Origin of the sequence: Asaia lannensis NBRC 102526 (assembly GCF_024054035.1) — a bacterium.
GTDB classification, from domain to species: domain Bacteria; phylum Pseudomonadota; class Alphaproteobacteria; order Acetobacterales; family Acetobacteraceae; genus Asaia; species Asaia lannensis.
Genome location: NZ_JAMXQU010000007.1, coordinates 102,253 through 119,768, shown reverse-complemented (window position 1 = coordinate 119,768; position 17,516 = coordinate 102,253). Strand labels below are relative to the sequence as shown.

The 17,516-nt window shown below is 60.2% G+C and carries 16 protein-coding genes; 6 read left to right on the top strand and 10 right to left on the bottom strand.

Translation table 11 applies throughout. The features are described 5' to 3' along the window. The first annotated feature begins 24 nt into the window (after positions 1-24). Genes NF685_RS10535 through NF685_RS10525 form a run of 3 tightly spaced genes read left to right on the top strand, consistent with a single transcriptional unit; the run spans position 25 to position 2,155 of the window. Positions 25-339: a hypothetical protein gene (locus NF685_RS10535; protein WP_222546999.1), complete on the top strand. Its 315-nt coding sequence runs from the start codon at positions 25-27 to the stop codon at positions 337-339. Further along, entirely contained in the window at positions 336-1,853 is a 1,518-nt protein-coding gene (locus NF685_RS10530) for a PepSY-associated TM helix domain-containing protein (RefSeq protein ID WP_222546998.1), read from the top strand. The genes NF685_RS10535 and NF685_RS10530 overlap by 4 nt, the downstream gene beginning before the upstream one ends. Further along, complete coding sequence (locus NF685_RS10525; protein WP_222546997.1) at positions 1,850-2,155, top strand: hypothetical protein; 306 nt, start codon at positions 1,850-1,852, stop codon at positions 2,153-2,155. The genes NF685_RS10530 and NF685_RS10525 overlap by 4 nt, the downstream gene beginning before the upstream one ends. Before the next feature lie 40 nt (positions 2,156-2,195). On the opposite strand, the gene NF685_RS10520 is transcribed toward NF685_RS10525, so the two are convergent. The 5 genes from NF685_RS10520 to NF685_RS10500 are packed head-to-tail and all read right to left on the bottom strand — an operon-like array spanning position 2,196 to position 7,801. Further along, positions 2,196-3,032, bottom strand: coding sequence for a hypothetical protein (locus tag NF685_RS10520; RefSeq protein WP_222546996.1), 837 nt, complete (start codon positions 3,030-3,032; stop codon positions 2,196-2,198). Continuing rightward, entirely contained in the window at positions 3,029-3,994 is a 966-nt protein-coding gene (locus NF685_RS10515; RefSeq protein ID WP_222546995.1) for an MlaD family protein, read from the bottom strand. The genes NF685_RS10520 and NF685_RS10515 overlap by 4 nt, the downstream gene beginning before the upstream one ends. Next, positions 3,994-4,695 carry a P-loop NTPase family protein gene (locus NF685_RS10510; protein ID WP_222546994.1) on the bottom strand — a complete coding sequence of 234 codons (702 nt, stop codon included), beginning with the start codon at positions 4,693-4,695 and terminating at the stop codon, positions 3,994-3,996. Before NF685_RS10510 ends, NF685_RS10515 begins: the two co-directional genes overlap by 1 nt. Next, the gene (locus NF685_RS10505; RefSeq protein WP_252849563.1) at positions 4,692-5,498 is read right to left on the bottom strand and encodes an MlaE family ABC transporter permease; all 807 of its coding nucleotides are present in this window, start codon (positions 5,496-5,498) and stop codon (positions 4,692-4,694) included. The genes NF685_RS10510 and NF685_RS10505 overlap by 4 nt, the downstream gene beginning before the upstream one ends. Continuing rightward, complete coding sequence (locus tag NF685_RS10500; protein ID WP_252849562.1) at positions 5,495-7,801, bottom strand: cache domain-containing protein; 2,307 nt, start codon at positions 7,799-7,801, stop codon at positions 5,495-5,497. Before NF685_RS10500 ends, NF685_RS10505 begins: the two co-directional genes overlap by 4 nt. 151 nt (positions 7,802-7,952) lie before the next feature. On the opposite strand from NF685_RS10500, the gene ygfZ reads away from it, so the two are divergent. Both ygfZ and hisI read left to right on the top strand, forming a co-directional pair. Then, positions 7,953-8,801, top strand: a complete 849-nt coding sequence (gene ygfZ / locus NF685_RS10495; RefSeq protein ID WP_252849561.1) for a CAF17-like 4Fe-4S cluster assembly/insertion protein YgfZ — start codon at positions 7,953-7,955, stop codon at positions 8,799-8,801. Beyond that, positions 8,798-9,217 (top strand): phosphoribosyl-AMP cyclohydrolase, encoded by a 420-nt coding sequence (hisI, locus tag NF685_RS10490; RefSeq protein ID WP_252849559.1) that lies wholly within the window; start codon positions 8,798-8,800, stop codon positions 9,215-9,217. The genes ygfZ and hisI overlap by 4 nt, the downstream gene beginning before the upstream one ends. Positions 9,218-9,297: 80 nt before the next feature. Here hisI and lpxB read toward each other — a convergent pair whose 3' ends face one another. From lpxB to rpmI, 5 genes are all read right to left on the bottom strand, one after another. After that, the gene (gene lpxB / locus NF685_RS10485; protein WP_252849558.1) at positions 9,298-10,521 is read right to left on the bottom strand and encodes a lipid-A-disaccharide synthase; all 1,224 of its coding nucleotides are present in this window, start codon (positions 10,519-10,521) and stop codon (positions 9,298-9,300) included. Positions 10,522-10,527: 6 nt separating this feature from the next. Then, on the bottom strand, positions 10,528-12,990 hold the full coding sequence (gene pheT / locus NF685_RS10480) for a phenylalanine--tRNA ligase subunit beta (RefSeq protein WP_222546990.1): 2,463 nt from the start codon (positions 12,988-12,990) through the stop codon (positions 10,528-10,530). Positions 12,991-12,994: 4 nt separating this feature from the next. Next, the gene (pheS, locus tag NF685_RS10475) at positions 12,995-14,065 is read right to left on the bottom strand and encodes a phenylalanine--tRNA ligase subunit alpha (protein WP_222548734.1); all 1,071 of its coding nucleotides are present in this window, start codon (positions 14,063-14,065) and stop codon (positions 12,995-12,997) included. A gap of 117 nt (positions 14,066-14,182) precedes the next feature. Continuing rightward, entirely contained in the window at positions 14,183-14,569 is a 387-nt protein-coding gene (gene rplT / locus NF685_RS10470) for a 50S ribosomal protein L20 (protein ID WP_147094196.1), read from the bottom strand. Positions 14,570-14,581: 12 nt separating this feature from the next. Continuing rightward, positions 14,582-14,785, bottom strand: coding sequence for a 50S ribosomal protein L35 (rpmI, locus tag NF685_RS10465; RefSeq protein ID WP_222546989.1), 204 nt, complete (start codon positions 14,783-14,785; stop codon positions 14,582-14,584). A 287-nt stretch (positions 14,786-15,072) separates the two neighbouring features. On the opposite strand from rpmI, the gene NF685_RS10460 reads away from it, so the two are divergent. Beyond that, complete coding sequence (locus NF685_RS10460; protein WP_222546988.1) at positions 15,073-17,490, top strand: glucose/quinate/shikimate family membrane-bound PQQ-dependent dehydrogenase; 2,418 nt, start codon at positions 15,073-15,075, stop codon at positions 17,488-17,490. Positions 17,491-17,516 lie beyond the last annotated feature (26 nt).

The window sequence follows — 17,516 nt, the reverse complement described above, 5'->3', positions numbered from 1 at the left end:
AAAGCCCTGTTGCACAGGAACCACATGCGAAAGAGTCTCAGTTACAAACAGGCCCAGGCGCTTATGCGCATCTGGACCCGACGCCTCATTCTCGGCGCGGCTGGCAGCTATGCCATCGCTCTGGGCGTGATGATGCTGTTCCGCCATATGGGCGGCGACGCGATGATGATCGTTGGGTTCCTGTGCGTTTTCGTGCTCATGCCCGTGCTGCTGTTGCTGCTTTTCAGCCTGCCTTCACGACGTAACGGGTCGAATCGGGCGTCCTCGCGCAAAGGCCGGACTGTCCTGCTGATGGCTCTTCCTGCCCTGATACCCCTCATCATGAGCGGAGCTGCATGATGCGCGATACATTACGCGCAAGAATGGGCTGGCTGCATGAATGGGTCGGTTTCGTCGGGGGGCTCGTTCTGGTCGTGACCTTCACGGCGGGAACACTCGCGCTGTTCGACACGGAACTGACGCGCTGGATGCAGCCGGAGCTTTCCCGCTATCAGCCCCAGCCCATGACGGATGCCGCCCTCAACGAGGTGGGCGATATCGCTGCCACCCTGCGGGCCCAGGGCGAAAATGCCTTCATCACCCTCCCGACACCGCGTGACCCGATTATCCGCGTTCTGCACTATGACGGGCATGCGTTTATCGGATCTGCCTTTCGTCCGAATGATGCGTTTCCTGTGCCGACGCGCCAGACCGGTGGAGGGCAGCTCTTTTTCGATCTCCATCACTCGCTCTATTACGGCCCGTTCTGGGGCAATATGCTGACCGAGATCGCGGCAATCGGCCTTCTGGTGGCGGTAGGGTCGGGCGTGGTGATCCATTTCCGCTCCATTCTGAGCGATCTGCTTCTTTTTCGGCCTTTTGCCTCACGCACCCGCGCCTTCATGGATGCACATATCATGGCGGGGCTCCTGTTCCTGCCCTTCATGGTCATGATGGCCTATACCGGGGCCGTCATCCATGCACCTCGGCTTTTTCCAATGTTCGCGAGCGCTCATCACGGTCGGCCGGGACATGCCGGCCCGGCCCATCCCCAGGGCTCAGCGAAGGCAGCATCCGGATTGGGCACGCCGGGTCCGACCCTGATCTTCAGCGACGGAACCCGTCCTGCGGGCGCTCCATTGGCCCCCATGTACCATAAAGCCGAGGAAACGCTCGGTGCCGGAGCGATCGGTCTGGTTCTGTACGATCGCGGCAGGATTTCCATGACCAAGGCAGACTCAGCCTCTTTCGCGCTCACACGCGATCATCTCGAATTTTCCGAGAAGGATGGCTCGCTGCTCAAGACAGTCATCCTGCCCGATACGCTTCATCGTCTGGGTGGCCTGTTGCGCGGTCTGCATTTCATACGCTGGGCCCCTCTTCCTTTGCGCTGGCTGTATTTCGCGAGCGGCATTGCGGGAAGCGCCATGATGTCTGCCGGGCTTGTGCTGTTCCTGATGAAGCATCGCCCGGCCAAGGCCACGCGCTTTTCGTTTCGTCTGGCCGAGACCCTGACTCTTGCTGTCACGACCGGCCTGCCCCTGGCCTGTCTCGCCTATTTCTGGGCCAACCGTCTGCTCTGGTCCGATCTGCCGACCAGGGAGAGTCTGGAGATCAGGATATTTTTTGCTGTCTGGGCGCTGGCTTTGCTGCATGGCGCAATGCGCTGCTTTACCGGCAGGGCGAAACAGGGCTGGAGCGAGCAGTTTTTCCTCTTTGCGGCCTTTGCCCTCACCCTGCTTCCGCTCGATTTCCTCACGCGCAGCATGAACGGCGTCTTTACCGGGATCGATGTCTACAGAAGCGTGGACCTGACTGTGCTGGGATTTGGCGTGCTCGCCCTTTTCATTCACCGAAAGCTGGTTACCCCATGACCGTTCTTGCTGCCGTGATGTTGTGGAGCATTGCGCTTGTCGCGCATGCCCTGCTCCAGTCCAAGTTCTGCCGTGTCCTTGCGCTGCCCTGTTTACCGTCACTGCCTCTGGCCGCATGTCGTCTGACCTTTCCGGCGGTGGCTTTATATCTCTGCCTGAAGCTTGGCTTTGCGTGCGGTGTGCTCACATGGTTCGGTACGGCTTCTGTCGCCGGCATTCTGGCCTCGCTCGGGCTTACGATCATGGCAACACACCGGATGCGCGGCAGGGATCTGCGCGATCTGCCGACCGGCGCCGCCTGAAACGGACAGCCGTCGCATGATTGTATCGGCTCGAACCGGTTCAGCCTGACGACCGGTCTGCCTTGCTGCCTGTATCGCCGTCGGAAGTATGATCGCCCGGCGCAACCTGGGCGCGGCTTTGCGCTGCGCGCGCACGATAGGCTTCTGCGCGTGACATCTGCCCTGCCCCCTGCGCAGCAACGGCCGCGCAATCCAGAGCCCGAGCCATGCCGCGATAATCGAGCCTATCGCGGCGCAGTGCGACTGCCGCACGCGCCTGCAATTCGGCATCATCGAAGCGTCCCTGTCTGAAAGCGAGACGCGACGACAATTCGGCACGATCTGCCTGTTCGAGCATGGGCGGATGCAGCGACGCGGGCATGGCAGCGAGTGCCGCCGCCAGACCGCCCGTATCGCCCAGACCGTCAGAGGCCAGACCCGAGAAGAACGCGCGACGTTCGATCAGCGCAGGGTTGTCCGTTACGATATGCCTGCCCAGATCGCTCGCCTCGGCATACCGGCCGAGGCGGCAATAGGCAGCCATGGCAACCAGATCGAGCGCAGGGCTGGTGCTATCGCCACGAAGTACCATGTCATGATGCACCCGGTTCACTGTCTGCAGGGCGCTTTGCGCCCTCCCCATGGCGAGATCAGCAACTGCGAGATTATAGCCCGCGTCGCTTATCGCGTTCAGGTCGTCTCGCAGCAGGGCACGACCGTAAGCCGTCTCAAACTGGGCGCGCGCCTGATCGGCATGGGTAAGGTCGAAGGAGTCGCGACCGACATCCATGGCATTGACATAATCCTGATCGGTCCGGGCGACCTCCTTGCCCGCGTTGCCGCCGCACCCGGCCAGCCCGATCATCACGATGCACAGAGCTGCATGACGCGCATTCATGGCTTGATGTCTCCCGCGGGCAGTCTGCGTGCAGGCTGCTTGCTTCCGCTTCCGCCGAGGATCCACAAGCCACGCAACTGGTCCGTCAGACGCTTGAGACTGATCGCCGTCGCCTGGGCCTGAGTGAGAAGCGCGGGCAATTGTGCGCTCGCCGCATCGAGATGCGCCATTGTCTGCTTGAGCTGGGGGGTGGCCTTTTTCACGTCGTTGCTGCTCGAACGCAGATTGCTCATCGTTCCTTCAGTCTGCTTCAGAACACCCGAAACCTGTGCTTCGATGGGTTTGAGACGCTCTATGCTGTCCTGCAGGGTCCTGAGTACGGCATCGGCCTGGTTGAGCAGCTTGTCATCCATGATCAGACCGCCGACCGACCCCTTGCCGCTCCGGATCGAGGTGGTCACCGCAGCAAGATCGGCCATGATCCTGTCGGCGTTACGCAGGCTCGGCATCATGCCGGCCCGGATATCGCTGATCGTCTTGGTGATCATGTCGGCAGGATTGGGTTCGACCGTGGCTTCGAGCTCGGCAAATTCCCAGTCCATGCGCGGACCCTTGCTGCGTTCGAGCTCGATATAGCTGGCTCCGGCCACCACGAAACGATGACGGATGATCGCCTTGCTGTCCTTGCGGATATAGGGTTCGAACTGCGGATCGATATCGGCAACTGCATACATATTGCCATGTGGGTTGATCTTCACCGAACGTATGGCGCCAATGCGTATACCCATGAGTTCGATATCGTTGCCCACGGCCAGACCGGCGATACCGCTTTCGGGCAGATTGAAATGCAGCTTACCTGATGGAGTCAGCCATTCGCGCAGCACACCGGCTTCGATAATGGCAAAAATGAACAGACCGAACGTGGCCACCACCAGCATGCCTACCCATTCATCCGCATAGCGTATGCGCAACAGGGGCCGTGTGCGGCTGTCGGTTCCGGAATTCGAGCGTACGCGAAACATCACACCCCCCGCTTCATCGGCATGAGACCTTCATCCAGTAATCTGTATCGTTGCGTTCCATCGGCCTGATAACCGCGCCAGAGATCGGGTTCGCGCGAGAACCAGATCACGCCGCATCCACGCTCGCGTGCTGCTGTGAGTTCGGCCAGAAAAGCGGTCATCATGTCAGCGGTTTCCAGCTCCACAGGATCTTCGAGCAACAGCAATCTTGGCTCGCCAAGAAAGGCGCGCACACAGGCAGCGCGTGCAAGATCGGCTGTACTCAGCTGGCCTGGTGGCAAGGTCGGTAGTCCCGGCAGACCGAAACGACGCGAAAGGGCAATCGCCTCGTCCACCAGCGTGTTCGTCGGCGTGCGTGTATGGTGCAGCTGCTGCAAAAGGATATTCAGATCCGTGCCGAACAGATCGATCCATGCCCCCTGCTGCATGATGCGACCAATACGCCCACGCAGGGCCCACGCCCGCTGCTCGGGCAGTTCGTCCCAGTCCAGCCCCTCGCACAGGACCTGACCCGAAACGAGCGGTGTCATCCCGGAGCAGAGCTCGGCAAAGCGTGTGGCACGCATCGGGTCGCGGCAGGCGATGAGCATACAATCGCCGGGCATAAGCCTGAGCGAATAGGGAATTGAGGTCAGGCCGCTTTCCTCGAAAACGGGTCGTGCCTCACGCAGCTCCAGCGCAGCGGAAAGGGTATCGCTCATGCCACGGTCACCCCGAGCACGACATTGACGACCATGATCACCATGATGCCACGTGCAAAACCGCGCGGGAGCAGCGTTGCCAGCGTGTCGGAGCGCGTAGCGTCCAATCCGGTCAGCTGCGTGGCCAGACTGAGAAGAAAGCCACCGATGATGAGTTTGAGGGGAATACCGATATAATCGATCGGCTTCATCGCCCCCACAATATCATAGAGAAACGTCCAGATCGGCATGGTGATGACCGAATGCACGCGACAGACGCCATAACCCACCGAGAGCGATATCAGACTGAAAACCACACCGAGTGTGAACGAACTCAGCATCATAGCCAGTGCCCTTGGCATGACCAGTGTCAGGAACGGATCGATACCCTGCCCCTGAAGGGCACGTAATTCACCCCCCAGCGTAAGCTGACCCAGCTGGGTAAGGCTGAGCATTCCGCTGCGTCCGAGCAGGATGATCCCGACGAGCACAGGGGCAATCTCGCGCACAAGCACGGTTGCAAGCAGTGAATCGGTCGAGTCCGCCATGCCTGCGATGCCAAGCCAGTAGATTGCCTGCGCCACGATGCCGAACCCTGTCAGGGCAGCCGTGAACAGCGTGCTGAAAAGCCCGCCCCCGGCTGCCTGACGCAATGTGCTCTTGAATTCGTACAGAACCGTACGACGCCATGAGGTCGGTCGGCAGGCCTCGCGCACGACTCCCCAACTCGCTCCCACAAGCATGAGCGAAAACCTGAGCTGTTTGCGTGTCAGTGCCCCCAGTCCGGCCAGCAGACGACGATAGAGAGGAAAATCGTCGCTCAACGTCTTGCCGCCAGAACATAGGTGCTGGTGATGCCAAGCCCCGGCAGATAGAACATGCCGCGCGGCCGGAAGAGATAGTAGTCACGCAGCAGGGCATGTGCGGCTTCGGACACCTGAATGGTCCCGGAATCCGGCGCGCTGATCGCAAGCAGTTCGGATGTCTGGGCCGCTTCGCCCCACACATTGAAAACACTTGGATCGGCACCGAGCATAGCCCCGTAGACCCGCCCGACATCGAGGCCGATGCGGAAACTCGGCGTCAGATCGGCATCGGACAACGTAACCAGAACCAGCTCGCGCAGAGCCAGCAGGGCATCGGCCACGCGTCGTGCCGCATCCGGATCGGGCTCCTGCGAGCACCCCCCGATCAGCACCAGCCTGTTGGCAAGAAGCTGTGCAGAGAACAGATGCTCTTTCTGCACGATCTCCTGAAATTTCTCGACGAGATGCTGCACGACGGGGATCAGATCGACCGTTGCCTCGGTTGTGGAATCCTGGAACAGGATCGTTGCGATCGGCACCATGGAATACTGACCCGCTGGCAGTTCCGAACGTCCGTCCTGCTGCGGGGCAGCGATAAACCCTTCATCCAGACGCGTGGCGATGGATCCGTAATCCACATGCTGTTTTTCTGCGGGTTTTTCCGACATCGCCTCATCGGCGCGCATACTGGCAAAACGCACTGCGGCGATCTCGGCCACGATGGCGATGATATGGGATACGGCATGCGCACGGAGCGCATCTTCGAGAACGCACATGCCGATCACCGAACCTCTGGCGAGGATCGGCTGGATATAGACGGATTTTGAACCGATCTGCGTCATGAAGATACGCTGGAAGGTTCTCAGCCCCTCCTGTGTCGCAGCATTGGAACTCTCGATGACATCTCCTGCCATGAGCAGATTGAAAAACGCCTTCAGATCGCTATGTGACAGCTCCATGCCAGCACTATGCGCATCACTGCCACTGTCATAGGAATCCTCGCAAAGCAGGCGTTCGTCCTCGCCCACAGAGCGCCAGAGACTGACACGACGCGCCTTGGCCAGTTCGGCCAGACGTTGCGTCAGCAGCGGCGCATCATGACTGGGATCGAGCAGGTTCGGCGTACCGGCCATGGCATTCAGCGCCTGACTCTCGGCTGAAACCTGGGCGCGCTCGTAACGTATCTGGCGCTGAAGGCGCTCTGTACGTCGGTTCTGACGCACGAGGAACCCGGCAAGCAGGGCCGCAAGCACAACGATCACCAGAGAGAAAAGCATCCCCTGACGCCCGGCTGCGGCAGCAAATGCCGCGAAATCGTCTTCAGGTGCATTCAGCATCAGGATCCAGCCGGGGCGGATCTTGTGCAGGGAAGCCATGATGGTGACGTATTGCGCGTCGCGCGCCTTGATCAGGTGAATACCCGCGCCATAGATGTGATAGAGCGCAAGCGCCCGGGTGAACACAGGCTGCGTCACCGGGTCGAGCTGCATCTTGTCGAATTGCCAGTTCGCTTTTCGCGCTACATCGATCAGATGGCTGCCTGCGATGAGGTGTCCTTCCTTGTCCACCACCACGGCCTTGCCGCTTTTGCCGATCTTGATGGCCGCAAGAAAATCGGTCAGGCGATTCAGGGAAATATTGATTGCAAAGACAGCCTTATGCCCGTCTGACGTATGCAGCATGCTCGCTGCCGTGACGATCAGCTGTTCCGTTGCGACAGTGGGATAAGGATCGGACCAGTTCAGGTCCGGATGCTCGAACGCTCCCTTGTACCAGGGTCTCTGTCTGGGATCGTAGTGCTTGGCGGGGGTGTCCGCCGTGCGAACGAGAATACCGTTCTTGTCGTAATACCAGTGCCGGAAAACGTTTTGCGCCGGTATCAGATGAACCCACTCCATCCCATCGGCAATGTCTGTGGGGGAACGATCGATAAACCAGAACGAGCCCCGGTCATCGGCAAGATAGAAGCTCTCGACCTGCTGGACATTGCGCAGCATGGAGGCGCCGTAGGCCAGGAAGACCACAGGCGGTTCATCCGTCACGGGGTCGGTCAGCAGGTCGCGCGCCACAATGGCTGTTGCGGGTGCGGGAGCGAGATAATCCGAAACCTGTTGCGTCAGGTTTTTCTGCTGTTCCTTCAGCAGATCCTGAGAAAGCGAAATTACGCCTTTACGGGTCTGATGATACGAATGAAGCGTGACAGCAACGATCACGATGATGACCAGCACGACACCAAGAATGGGGCCGACAAGCTCGATCAAACGGCGCCTTCTCGTTTCGGCTTCAGGATCAGCCGGGTCGATGATCTCGGTAACTGGCAAAAATCACGCCTCCCAGGATATCCCCTCCTGCGGGGAATGACTTGCGCTCACGATGCAACGCATGAAAAACCCACTCGTCGCCATCGCAGTTTCTCTCTTGTTTCTGACGGCTGCAACCCGCATCTGAACTCAATACTGCCGGAACTGGAGAATGATGATGGCAAGAGCATGGCTCACAGACAGAAAAATTCTCGCCGTCACCGGTCAGGACCGCGTGAGCTTTCTTCAGGGTCTGGTGTCCAATGATGTGGTCGCCGCAAAGGACGATCAAATCGTCTGGGCAGGCTATCTGACCCCTCAGGGGCGCTACCTTTCGGATTTCTTCATCTGGCACGAACCTGACAGGCTGCTGCTGGATGTACCGGCCGCCCATGCAGAAACCCTGAAGGCGAAACTCACCCGTTTCCGGTTGCGTGCGGATGTGCAGATTACCATGACAGATCTGGGCGTCGAGGCACTCTGGGGAGATGACACCGCAACGGATGCGCTTCCCGACCCGAGACTTCCGCAAGCCGGTACACGACGACTGGGGGTTGCCCCTGCCGGTCATGAGCCGCCCCCGGAACAGGAGGACGGGCAGAACGCACGCTCACTTAACGCACGCTCACTTTCTGCGTATCACGCCCATCGTATTGCGCTGGGCATGCCGGATGCGTCCGATTGCGAAAGCGAAAAGACATTGCTGATAGAAGCGAATTTCGACTGGCTGAACGGAATTTCCTTCACCAAGGGCTGCTATATGGGTCAGGAACTGACTGCGCGCACCCATTATCGCGGGCTGGTCAAGAAACGGCTTTTACCCGTTCGCAGCAGTGCTCCCCTTCCCCCCGCAGGAACGCCGCTGATGGCCGATGGGCGTGAGGTCGGGCAGATGGGCAGCAGTATCGGCACGATGGGACTTGCCTTTTTGCGGCGCGAGGTCTGGACTACGCCCCTCCATCATGAGGGCGCGACCCTGACCCCTCTCATTCCCGACTGGTTCCGAGACGAAACATCATGAGCTACCTTCCCCCGGATCGCGCAACGATCGACGCCATTCTCGATACCGTGCATTTCAATGACGATGGGCTGATTACCGCCCTCGCCCAGTCCGCCGATGCGCCTCATGACGTGCTGATGCTGGCCTGGATGAACCGCGCGGCTCTGGCAGAAACACTCGAGACGGGTCAGGTCTGCTATTATTCGCGCAGCCGCAACGCGTTGTGGCGCAAGGGAGAAAGTTCGGGCCAAAGACAGACACTCGTTTCAGCCCGTCTCGATTGCGACCGTGACGCTGTATTGCTGCTCGTCAACCAGACAGGTGTGGCCTGCCATACGGGGCGACGCAGCTGTTTCTATCACGAGGTTGTCCCGCAGGGGTTGCGTGACACCACCAAGCCGGAAATCTCGCCGGAGCAGCTTTACGGCAAAGCCTGACAGGTCAGGCCCCAAGGGGCCGACACCCGCAGGCTAGTCCAGCGCAAACAGACCGGGCAGACCAGAAACAGGATGCGTGCTCAGAGACCAGCCCGGTCAACGGGAAGGGCGTCTTTCGCAACAGGTTTTTCATTGAGCATGCGCATGACCGCCTCGGCCGCAGCATCGGAGGGTGTTCCGTCATGCGCGTCCGATGGCTCAGGGCGAAGCTGAGCCAGCACGTCGTCAAAGGCCTGTTTTTGCGCGTTGCCCAAAGCAGGATCGGTGAGCAGCTCATAAGATTCCCGGGCCAGTTGCTCGGGGGTGCAGCGCTCCTGCAGAAGCTCCGGCACGACCTCATGCCCGGCCAGAAGATTGACCATGGCCACGTATTTGACCTTGATCATGCGTCGCGCCATGAACGCCGTTACCGGATTGACGCGATAAGCCACAGCCATAGGCACATGCGCCAGAGCCAGTTCGAGCGTCGAGGTGCCGGACTTGGTCAGCGCGGCACCTGCTGCGGCAAAGGCATCGTGCTTGTCATGAAGCTCGGTCACGATAATGGGTTTTACCGGCCAACGAGCCACGGCCACACGGACTGTCTGGGCGACCAGAGGCGAGAGCGGCAGGACCGGCACGATGTCGGGCAGCTTTTCCTTTAGAAGCGCGAGCATCTTGCCATAAACAGGCAGCAGTCGCGGCACTTCCGAACGCCGGCTCCCCGGCATCAGAACAAGCACAGGAGCCGTTTCGCTTATTCCATGACGCAGCCTGAAGCGTTTGGCGTCACCGTGATCGGACCCGGATTGCAGAACCGGATGACCGACAAAATCGACCGCCACGCCGCGCTGACCGAACCACTCCACTTCGAATGGCAGCAGACAGAGCAGACGGTCCCAGAGTTCGGGAAAGCTGTGCACGCGCTTTTCGTGCCAGGCCCAGACCTGCGGGCCGACATAATGGATTTTCGGCACCGTTACATGGCGCAGGCGCTTGAGAAACCGCAGCGCAAAGCCCGGTGAATCGATCGTAACGATCATGTCTGGCTGACGCAGAACCACGTCATTGACGGCCTCGTTCAGGCGCTGAGAGAGCTGGCGTATACGAGGCAATACCTCGACCAGCCCCATCACAGCCAGATCGCGCATGGGAAAAAGGCTGCTCATGCCGAGCGCTTCCATACGCGGCCCCCCGATCCCGACGAAAATCAGGTGTGGGTCGCGTGCATGAAGTGCCTGCATGAGATGGGCCCCAAGCACATCACCACTGGCCTCACCTGCGAGAAGCCAGATGACACGAGGGGTGATGGTTGGATGGGGCATGGTGTCTCAGCGCCTCAGCGTCGCGCCGGTTGCCTTGGCAACTGCGGCGATGATTTTTTCCGATACGGCATCGATCTCGTCATCGGTCAGGCTTGCCTTGACCGGCTGAAGCGTCACCTCGATTCCAAGAGAACGCTGCCCGGGCTCGAGCGAACCGCCCTCATAGACGTCGAACAGACGAACATCGCTGATCAGGCTGCGTTCCGCTCCACGTGCTGCCCTGAGCACAGCCTGTGCCTCGACCCCGGGTGCGACGATGAAGGCGAAGTCGCGACTGACCGGCTGAAACGCCGAAAGCACGGGCGGCTGACGACGCCTGACCTTGGGAAGCGGCACTGCATCCAGCGTGATTTCGAACGCCACGAGCGTGGAGTCGATACCCATGGCACGCGTCACGCGCGGATGGATCTCGCCAAAATAACCGAGAACCGTTTTCGGCCCCTGGCGTACCGTGCCGGAGCGGCCGGGATGATAATAGCCGGGCGCATCCGCTGTAACGCTCAGCGCCTCGGCCGGTAGCTTCAGCGCGTCGAGGGCAGCCATCAGATCGGCTTTCGCGTCCCATAGCGTCATACCGTGCGCCCGTGCGCCGGGCAGACGCGGCGTTTCGCCCCCTCTGAGCCCGGCCAGAACGAGCTTCTGCCCATCGGCATGAAACGACGGACCGAGCTCGAAAAGCGCTGCATCACTGAGGCCGCGCGCGGCATTGCGTTGCCAGGCACGCACCAGGTTGATGAGCGGGGTCGGACGCATCTGGTTGAGATCGGACGCGATCGGATTGAGCAGGCGCAGCCCTTCCGGTGCGCCGCCGAAGAGCAGTGCATCTTCATGAGATACGAAAGAAAAACCGACCGTCTCGATCAGTCCACGCAGCGCGCACAGACGACGCAGCTCACCAAGGCGCTTCTGCGCCGGAGTTACCGCCGGTGCCGCGATTGCCGTGGACATGGGCAAAGGCTGCGCCGGAATGGAGTCGAGCCCGTGGATACGCAGCACTTCCTCGATCAGGTCGTTTTCAGCCTCGATCGCCTGCACCGAAGCCGCAGCTGTTTCTGCCTGTTGCGGATCGAGATGAGGGGCCTGATCGAGCATGACACCCGTTGCCACGTCATTACGCCATGATGGAACGGCAAAACAGGCACGCCCCTCTTCCTGCTCGCGCACCTCGAAACCGAGATGCTCGAGAATACGTGTCGCTTCCTGCGGTGCGATACTGGCCCCACCGAGCGTTTCCAGACGTTCGAAACGCAGCCAGGCTTCACGCTGCCAGGGCGGAATGGTGCCGGCGCTTGTCGTCTCGCTCGCCTCGCCACCGCAAATCGAGAGAATGAGCTGTGTTGCAGCCTCAAGTCCCGAAAGCACCAGAGCCGGGTCGATCCCGCGCTCGAAACGCTGACGCGCATCGGTATGAATACCGAGTCGACGTCCCGTCAGGGCAATACGCACAGGGTCGAACAGAGCGGCCTCGATAAACACGTCGGTCGTCTCATCGGAGACACCTGTCGCCTCGCCCCCGATCAGACCGGCAAGAGACTGCACACCGGCACTATCGGCAATCACCAGGTCGTCTGTACCCAGAACCAGATCGCGCCCGTCGAGCGCGCGGAAGGTTTCGCGTGCCGCACGGGTGAGCGAGAGGGTCGTGCCTCCAATCCTGTCCGCGTCGAACACATGAAGGGGACGCCCGAGATCGAAGGTCAGGAAATTGGTGATATCGACCAGCGCGCTGATCGGCTTGAGGCCGATCGACTCCAGACGCTGACGCAGCCAGTCGGGGCTCGGACCGTTTTTCACACCGCGCACGAAGCGACCGGCAATGAACGGACAGGCCGAGTCGTACTGGATGTCCCAGGTGATCGGCGAGGCAAACCTGCCCTCGACCGTCTCGACGAGCCACGGCTTGAGATGACCGAGACCGGCAGCAGCCAGGTCGCGTGCGATACCGCGCACGCTGAGCGCATCGCCACGATTGGGCGTGATCGAAATATCGATCACAGGATCGTCGAGATGAGCGTAATCGGCATAGGACTGACCCAGAACCACCGTCTCCGGCAGTTCGGCAATGCCGTCGCTTTCCGCACCGAGGCCCAGTTCGCGCAGCGAGCAGAGCATGCCGCCACTTTCCTGACCGCGTATCTTGCCAGCCTTGATGGTGATGTCGCTGCCAGGAATATATGTGCCCGGCGGCGCGAAGATCACATGCAGCCCTGTACGTGCATTGGGCGCGCCGCAGACAACCTGGACCTTTTCATAGCCGCCGCCGGCTGCCACCGTGCAGACCTGAAGCCGGTCGGCATCGGGGTGACGATGCGCTTCCAGAATTTTGGCCACGCGAAAACCACACAGACTGTCAGCGGGATTCTCGACGCTTTCGACTTCGAGCCCGATCGCATTGAGTTTGCCTACGATCTCATCGAGAGAGGCTGTGAAATCGAGATGTTCGCGCAGCCAGGACAGGGTGAATTTCATAATTTCAGACTCCTTCTGCGAGGCTGACGGAAGACAGGGCAGAGAAGCCGTAATGGCGCAGCCATCTCAGATCGCTCTCATAGAAAGAGCGCAGATCGGGGATACCGTTCTTGAGCATGGTGAGGCGCTCGATGCCCATACCGAAGGCGAAGCCCTGCCAGACGGCCGGGTCGAGCCCGCAATTGGCGAGCACGCGTGGGTGGACCATGCCCGAGCCGAGCACTTCAAGCCAGTCCGTTCCCCCGCCAATCTCGCCGGTCTGGCGCGACCAGCCGATATCGACCTCCATGGAGGGCTCGGTGAAAGGGAAATAGGAAGCACGAAAACGCACGGGAAGGTCCGGCTTATCGAAGAAGACTCGGAGAAATTCGATCAGACAGCCCTTGAGATGACCCAGCGTAATATTCTTGTCGATGACAAGTCCTTCACATTGATGAAACATCGGTGAGTGAGTGGCATCGTGATCGGCGCGATATGTGCGTCCCGGCGCTATGACACGGATCGGCGGCGCCTGGGTCAGCATGGTGCGAATCTGGACACCGGAGGTCTGGGTACGCAATACGCGCGGCGGCGAGTCCTCATGCGTGGCAGGCAGATAGAACGTATCGTGCTCGGTACGGGCGGGATGGTGTTCAGGCGTGTTGAGTGCCGAAAAATTATGCCACTGGGATTCGATATCCGGTCCCTCGGCCACGGAGAATCCCATAGCGCCGAAAATCGCGGTCATTTCCTCGATGGTCCGGCCGATCGGGTGCAACTGGCCCGGAGGAGTCGCAATCGCGGGCATGGTTACATCGACCTGCTCCGACTTCAGGCGGGCCTCAAGTGCCGCCTCCGCAATTTCCTGTCCGCGCTGCTCGACTGCAGTATTGAGCGCATCGCGCAGGCGGTTCAGTGCCTGTCCGCGTTCCTTGCGCTCCTCGGGGCTCATCTTGCCCAGCTCCTTGAGCAGGCGGGTCAGACGGCCCGATTTACCGAGCACACCGACACGAATAGCATCCCAGCCGGCGTGATCCTGCGCCTGCGCCAAGGCTTCGAGAGTTTCGCTTCTCAGCGCTTCCAGATCATCGCCCATCATTCGCCTGTTCCATCCGGTCAACTGGTATCGTCAAAAAAGAAAACGGGCCGTCCTGATACAGGACGACCCGTTTTCTATCAAATCTGCAAATCGGCCAAACCGAAAAGCGGCAGATCAGGCCTGAGCCGTCTGCTCTTGGGCAGGCTGCTCGAGAGCCATCTGCGCCAGCTTCACGATTTCGGCGAAGGTTGCTGCGTCATCGAATGCGATGGCGGCCAGTACCTTACGGTCGATTTCGATACCAGCCTTGGCAAGACCATTGATGAACTTGCTGTAGGTCAGGCCCTGCTCGCGAACGGCAGCGTTGATACGCTGGATCCACAGAGCGCGGAAATCGCGCTTCTTGTTGCGACGGTCACGATAGGCATAGCGAAGTGCCTTCTCGACGCGCTCAAGAGCAATACGATAGTTGGTAGAAGACCGGCCGCGGTAACCCTTGGCGAGATCCAGAACCTTCTTGTGACGGGCGTGCGTCGTTACGCCGCGCTTAACACGTGCCATTTATATTGCTCCTCAAGCCAGTCCGTAGGGGGCCCACTGCTTCACGGTCTTCGCATCCATTTCCGTCATGGTCTGCGGGCCGCGATTGGTGCGCTTCATTTTCTGCGGACGGTTGATGAGGCCATGGCGCTTGTTGCCGGGACCGCACATCACCTTGCCGGTTGCGGTGATCTTGAACCGCTTCTTGACCGACGACTTGGTCTTCATCTTGGGCATTTCATTCTCCTCTCGACATATAAGGCGACCTTCCGCGATTGCTCGCAGACATCACCAAGCGGCCAGGCATGCCCTGCCATCGCCTGGACGCGCGTTCGAAAGGGGGCACCTACCGGATATCCCTGTCCGATACAACCCGTTTTAACGCGCATAAACATTTACTTTGGGTTAGATGAGACGTTAACCATAATGTGGGACGTTCTTGACGTAGATCAACATTTGGGCCTTTTTCCACGCGGTCTCTTTTCACAACGTTTCCGACCACGAAACCACTCATAGGACGACGCATGAACACGGTTCCCCGGCCGCGGTTCTGGGCTGCCCTCACCGCCGTGATATTCGCCATTTGTGGCTTATATCTGACAATCGGCGGTGTCTGGCTCCTGAGCTATGGCGACACCCCTTATTATGCAGTCTGCGGTATCGCCCTTCTGGCCACCGCCTTTCTTGCCTGGAAAGGCCGCCCGGCGGCTTTCTGGCTCTATACCATCGTGATCCTCGGATCGCTCATCTGGGCGATCAGCGAAATCGGCATCGATTTCTGGTCACTGGTCCCGCGCGGCGACATCGTTGTCGTTCTCGGCATCTGGCTTCTGCTGCCTTTCGTCAGCCGCCAAATCAGCCCGAGCCGCACAGCAACCCTGCCTCTGGCCGCGAGCGTGCTTCTTGCCCTCATCGTGGTGGTCGTGGCGTTCGTGCAGGATCCGAGCGATGAGCAGGGCAACCTGCCGACGGACAAGATTGCAGCAGCAGGCAGCGATGCACCGCAGGTTCCCGATGGGGACTGGCATGCCTATGGCCGCACCCAGTACGGCGACCGCTTCTCGCCGCTGACACAGATCAATTCCGACAACGTCAGCAAGCTGAAGGTTGCCTGGACGATGCGTACGGGGGACCTCAAGGGCCCGAACGATCCGGGTGAAGCCACCAACGAAGCCACACCGCTCGCCGTCAATGGCACGCTGTATTTCTGCTCGCTTCACCAGAAGCTGTTTGCAGTCGATGGCGCAACCGGCAAGACGAAATGGGTGTTCGACCCCCATCTCTATGTCAATCCGGGGTTCCAGCATCTGACATGCCGTGGCGTGACCTATCACAAGTCGGAAGCCAACGCTGTCACCTCTGACGGTACGCCTGCACCGAGCGAATGCTCCGCACGCCTGTTCCTGCCCGTCAATGACGGCCGCATGTTCGCTGTGGACGCGGAAACCGGCAAGGCCTGCACAAGCTTCGGCAATAACGGCGAGATCGACCTGCGTACGCCGGGCATGCCCTTCACGAAGGTTGGCGATTACGAACCCACCTCCCCGCCGGTCGTGACCGACAAGTTCGTCATCGTCTCGGGCGCTGTGACCGATAACGGATCCGTCAAGGAACCGTCGGGCGTGACGCGTGCTTTCGATCTGTACACTGGCAAGCTCGCCTGGGTTTTCGATCCGTCGAACCCCGACCCGAACCAGATGCCGGTCGATGGCCACAAATACGTCGCCAACTCCCCCAACTCCTGGATCACCTCGTCCTATGACGCGAATCTGGGCCTGATCTACATCCCGACCGGCGTTCAGACCCCTGACCAGTGGGGCGGCAACCGCACGCCGGATGCAGAACGTTACGCTTCGGCAGTTCTCGCCCTGCATGCCGATACCGGCAAGCTGGCCTGGAGCTATCAGACCGTTCACCACGATCTGTGGGACATGGATCTGCCGTCGCAGATGAGCCTTGTGGACATCACCCAGAAGGACGGCACGGTCATTCCTGCCATCTATGCACCGGCCAAGACGGGCAATCTGTTCGTTCTCGACCGTCGCGATGGCAAACTGATCGTCCCGGCGCCGGAACTGCCGGTTCCGCAGGAAGTGACGAAGGGCGATCACGTCTCCCCCACCCAGCCTTTCTCCGACCTGACCCTTCGCCCGAAGGCTCTCCTGACGGGCAAGGATATGTGGGGCGGCACGGTTTTCGATCAGCTGATCTGCCGTATCGCTTTCCATCAGCTCGACTACAAGGGCACCTTCACGGCTCCCTCCGAGCGTGGCTCTCTGATCTTCCCGGGCAATCTGGGTGTCTTCGAATGGGGCGGCCTGGCTGTCGATCCGCAGCGCCAGATCGCTATCGCCAACCCGATCGGCCTGCCCTTCGTCTCGCAGCTCGTGCCGCGTGGTCCGGGTAACCCGCTCTGGCCCGAAAAGGACGCCAAGGGTGCCGGTGGCGAAACCGGTCTGCAGCACAACTATGGCGCGCCTTACGCCATCATGCTCAGCCCGTTCCTGAACCCCATCCTGACCAAGGTCGGTTTCCCCATCCCCTGCAAGCGTCCGCCGTGGGGCTACATGGCCGGCATCGATCTGCGCACCAACAAGGTGGTGTGGAAGCATCGTAACGGCACGCTGCGCGACAGCCTTTACAGCAGCGCACTCCCCATCCAGCTGCCGCCACTCAAGATCGGTGTACCGAGCCTCGGTGGTCCTCTGACCACGGCTGGCAACGTTGCCTTCCTGACATCGACGCTGGATTTCTACATCCGCGCCTACGATGTCACGACGGGTGAAACACTGTGGCAGGATCGTCTGCCTGCCGGTGGCCAGTCCACCCCGATGAGCTACTCTGCCAATGGCAAGCAGTACATCGTGACCTATGCAGGCGGTCATGGATCCTTCGGGACCAAGATGGGCGACTATCTGGTTGCCTACGCCCTGCCGAACTGATCTCCGATCAGTCGCGCTACGGAAAA

Excerpts from the sequence above, each read along its gene's own strand:
- NF685_RS10515 (WP_222546995.1), bottom strand. The coding sequence starts at position 3,994 with ATGTTTCGCGTACGCTCGAATTCCGGAACCGACAGCCGCACACGGCCC.
- pheT (WP_222546990.1), bottom strand. The coding sequence starts at position 12,990 with ATGAAATTCACCCTGTCCTGGCTGCGCGAACATCTCGATTTCACAGCC.
- NF685_RS10525 (WP_222546997.1), top strand. The coding sequence starts at position 1,850 with ATGACCGTTCTTGCTGCCGTGATGTTGTGGAGCATTGCGCTTGTCGCG.
- NF685_RS10520 (WP_222546996.1), bottom strand. The coding sequence starts at position 3,032 with ATGAATGCGCGTCATGCAGCTCTGTGCATCGTGATGATCGGGCTGGCC.
- ygfZ (WP_252849561.1), top strand. The coding sequence starts at position 7,953 with ATGATGATGGCAAGAGCATGGCTCACAGACAGAAAAATTCTCGCCGTC.
- pheS (WP_222548734.1), bottom strand. The coding sequence starts at position 14,065 with ATGGGCGATGATCTGGAAGCGCTGAGAAGCGAAACTCTCGAAGCCTTG.
- rpmI (WP_222546989.1), bottom strand. The coding sequence starts at position 14,785 with ATGCCCAAGATGAAGACCAAGTCGTCGGTCAAGAAGCGGTTCAAGATC.
- rplT (WP_147094196.1), bottom strand. The coding sequence starts at position 14,569 with ATGGCACGTGTTAAGCGCGGCGTAACGACGCACGCCCGTCACAAGAAG.
- lpxB (WP_252849558.1), bottom strand. The coding sequence starts at position 10,521 with ATGCCCCATCCAACCATCACCCCTCGTGTCATCTGGCTTCTCGCAGGT.
- NF685_RS10530 (WP_222546998.1), top strand. The coding sequence starts at position 336 with ATGATGCGCGATACATTACGCGCAAGAATGGGCTGGCTGCATGAATGG.
- NF685_RS10510 (WP_222546994.1), bottom strand. The coding sequence starts at position 4,695 with ATGAGCGATACCCTTTCCGCTGCGCTGGAGCTGCGTGAGGCACGACCC.
- NF685_RS10535 (WP_222546999.1), top strand. The coding sequence starts at position 25 with ATGCGAAAGAGTCTCAGTTACAAACAGGCCCAGGCGCTTATGCGCATC.
- hisI (WP_252849559.1), top strand. The coding sequence starts at position 8,798 with ATGAGCTACCTTCCCCCGGATCGCGCAACGATCGACGCCATTCTCGAT.
- NF685_RS10460 (WP_222546988.1), top strand. The coding sequence starts at position 15,073 with ATGAACACGGTTCCCCGGCCGCGGTTCTGGGCTGCCCTCACCGCCGTG.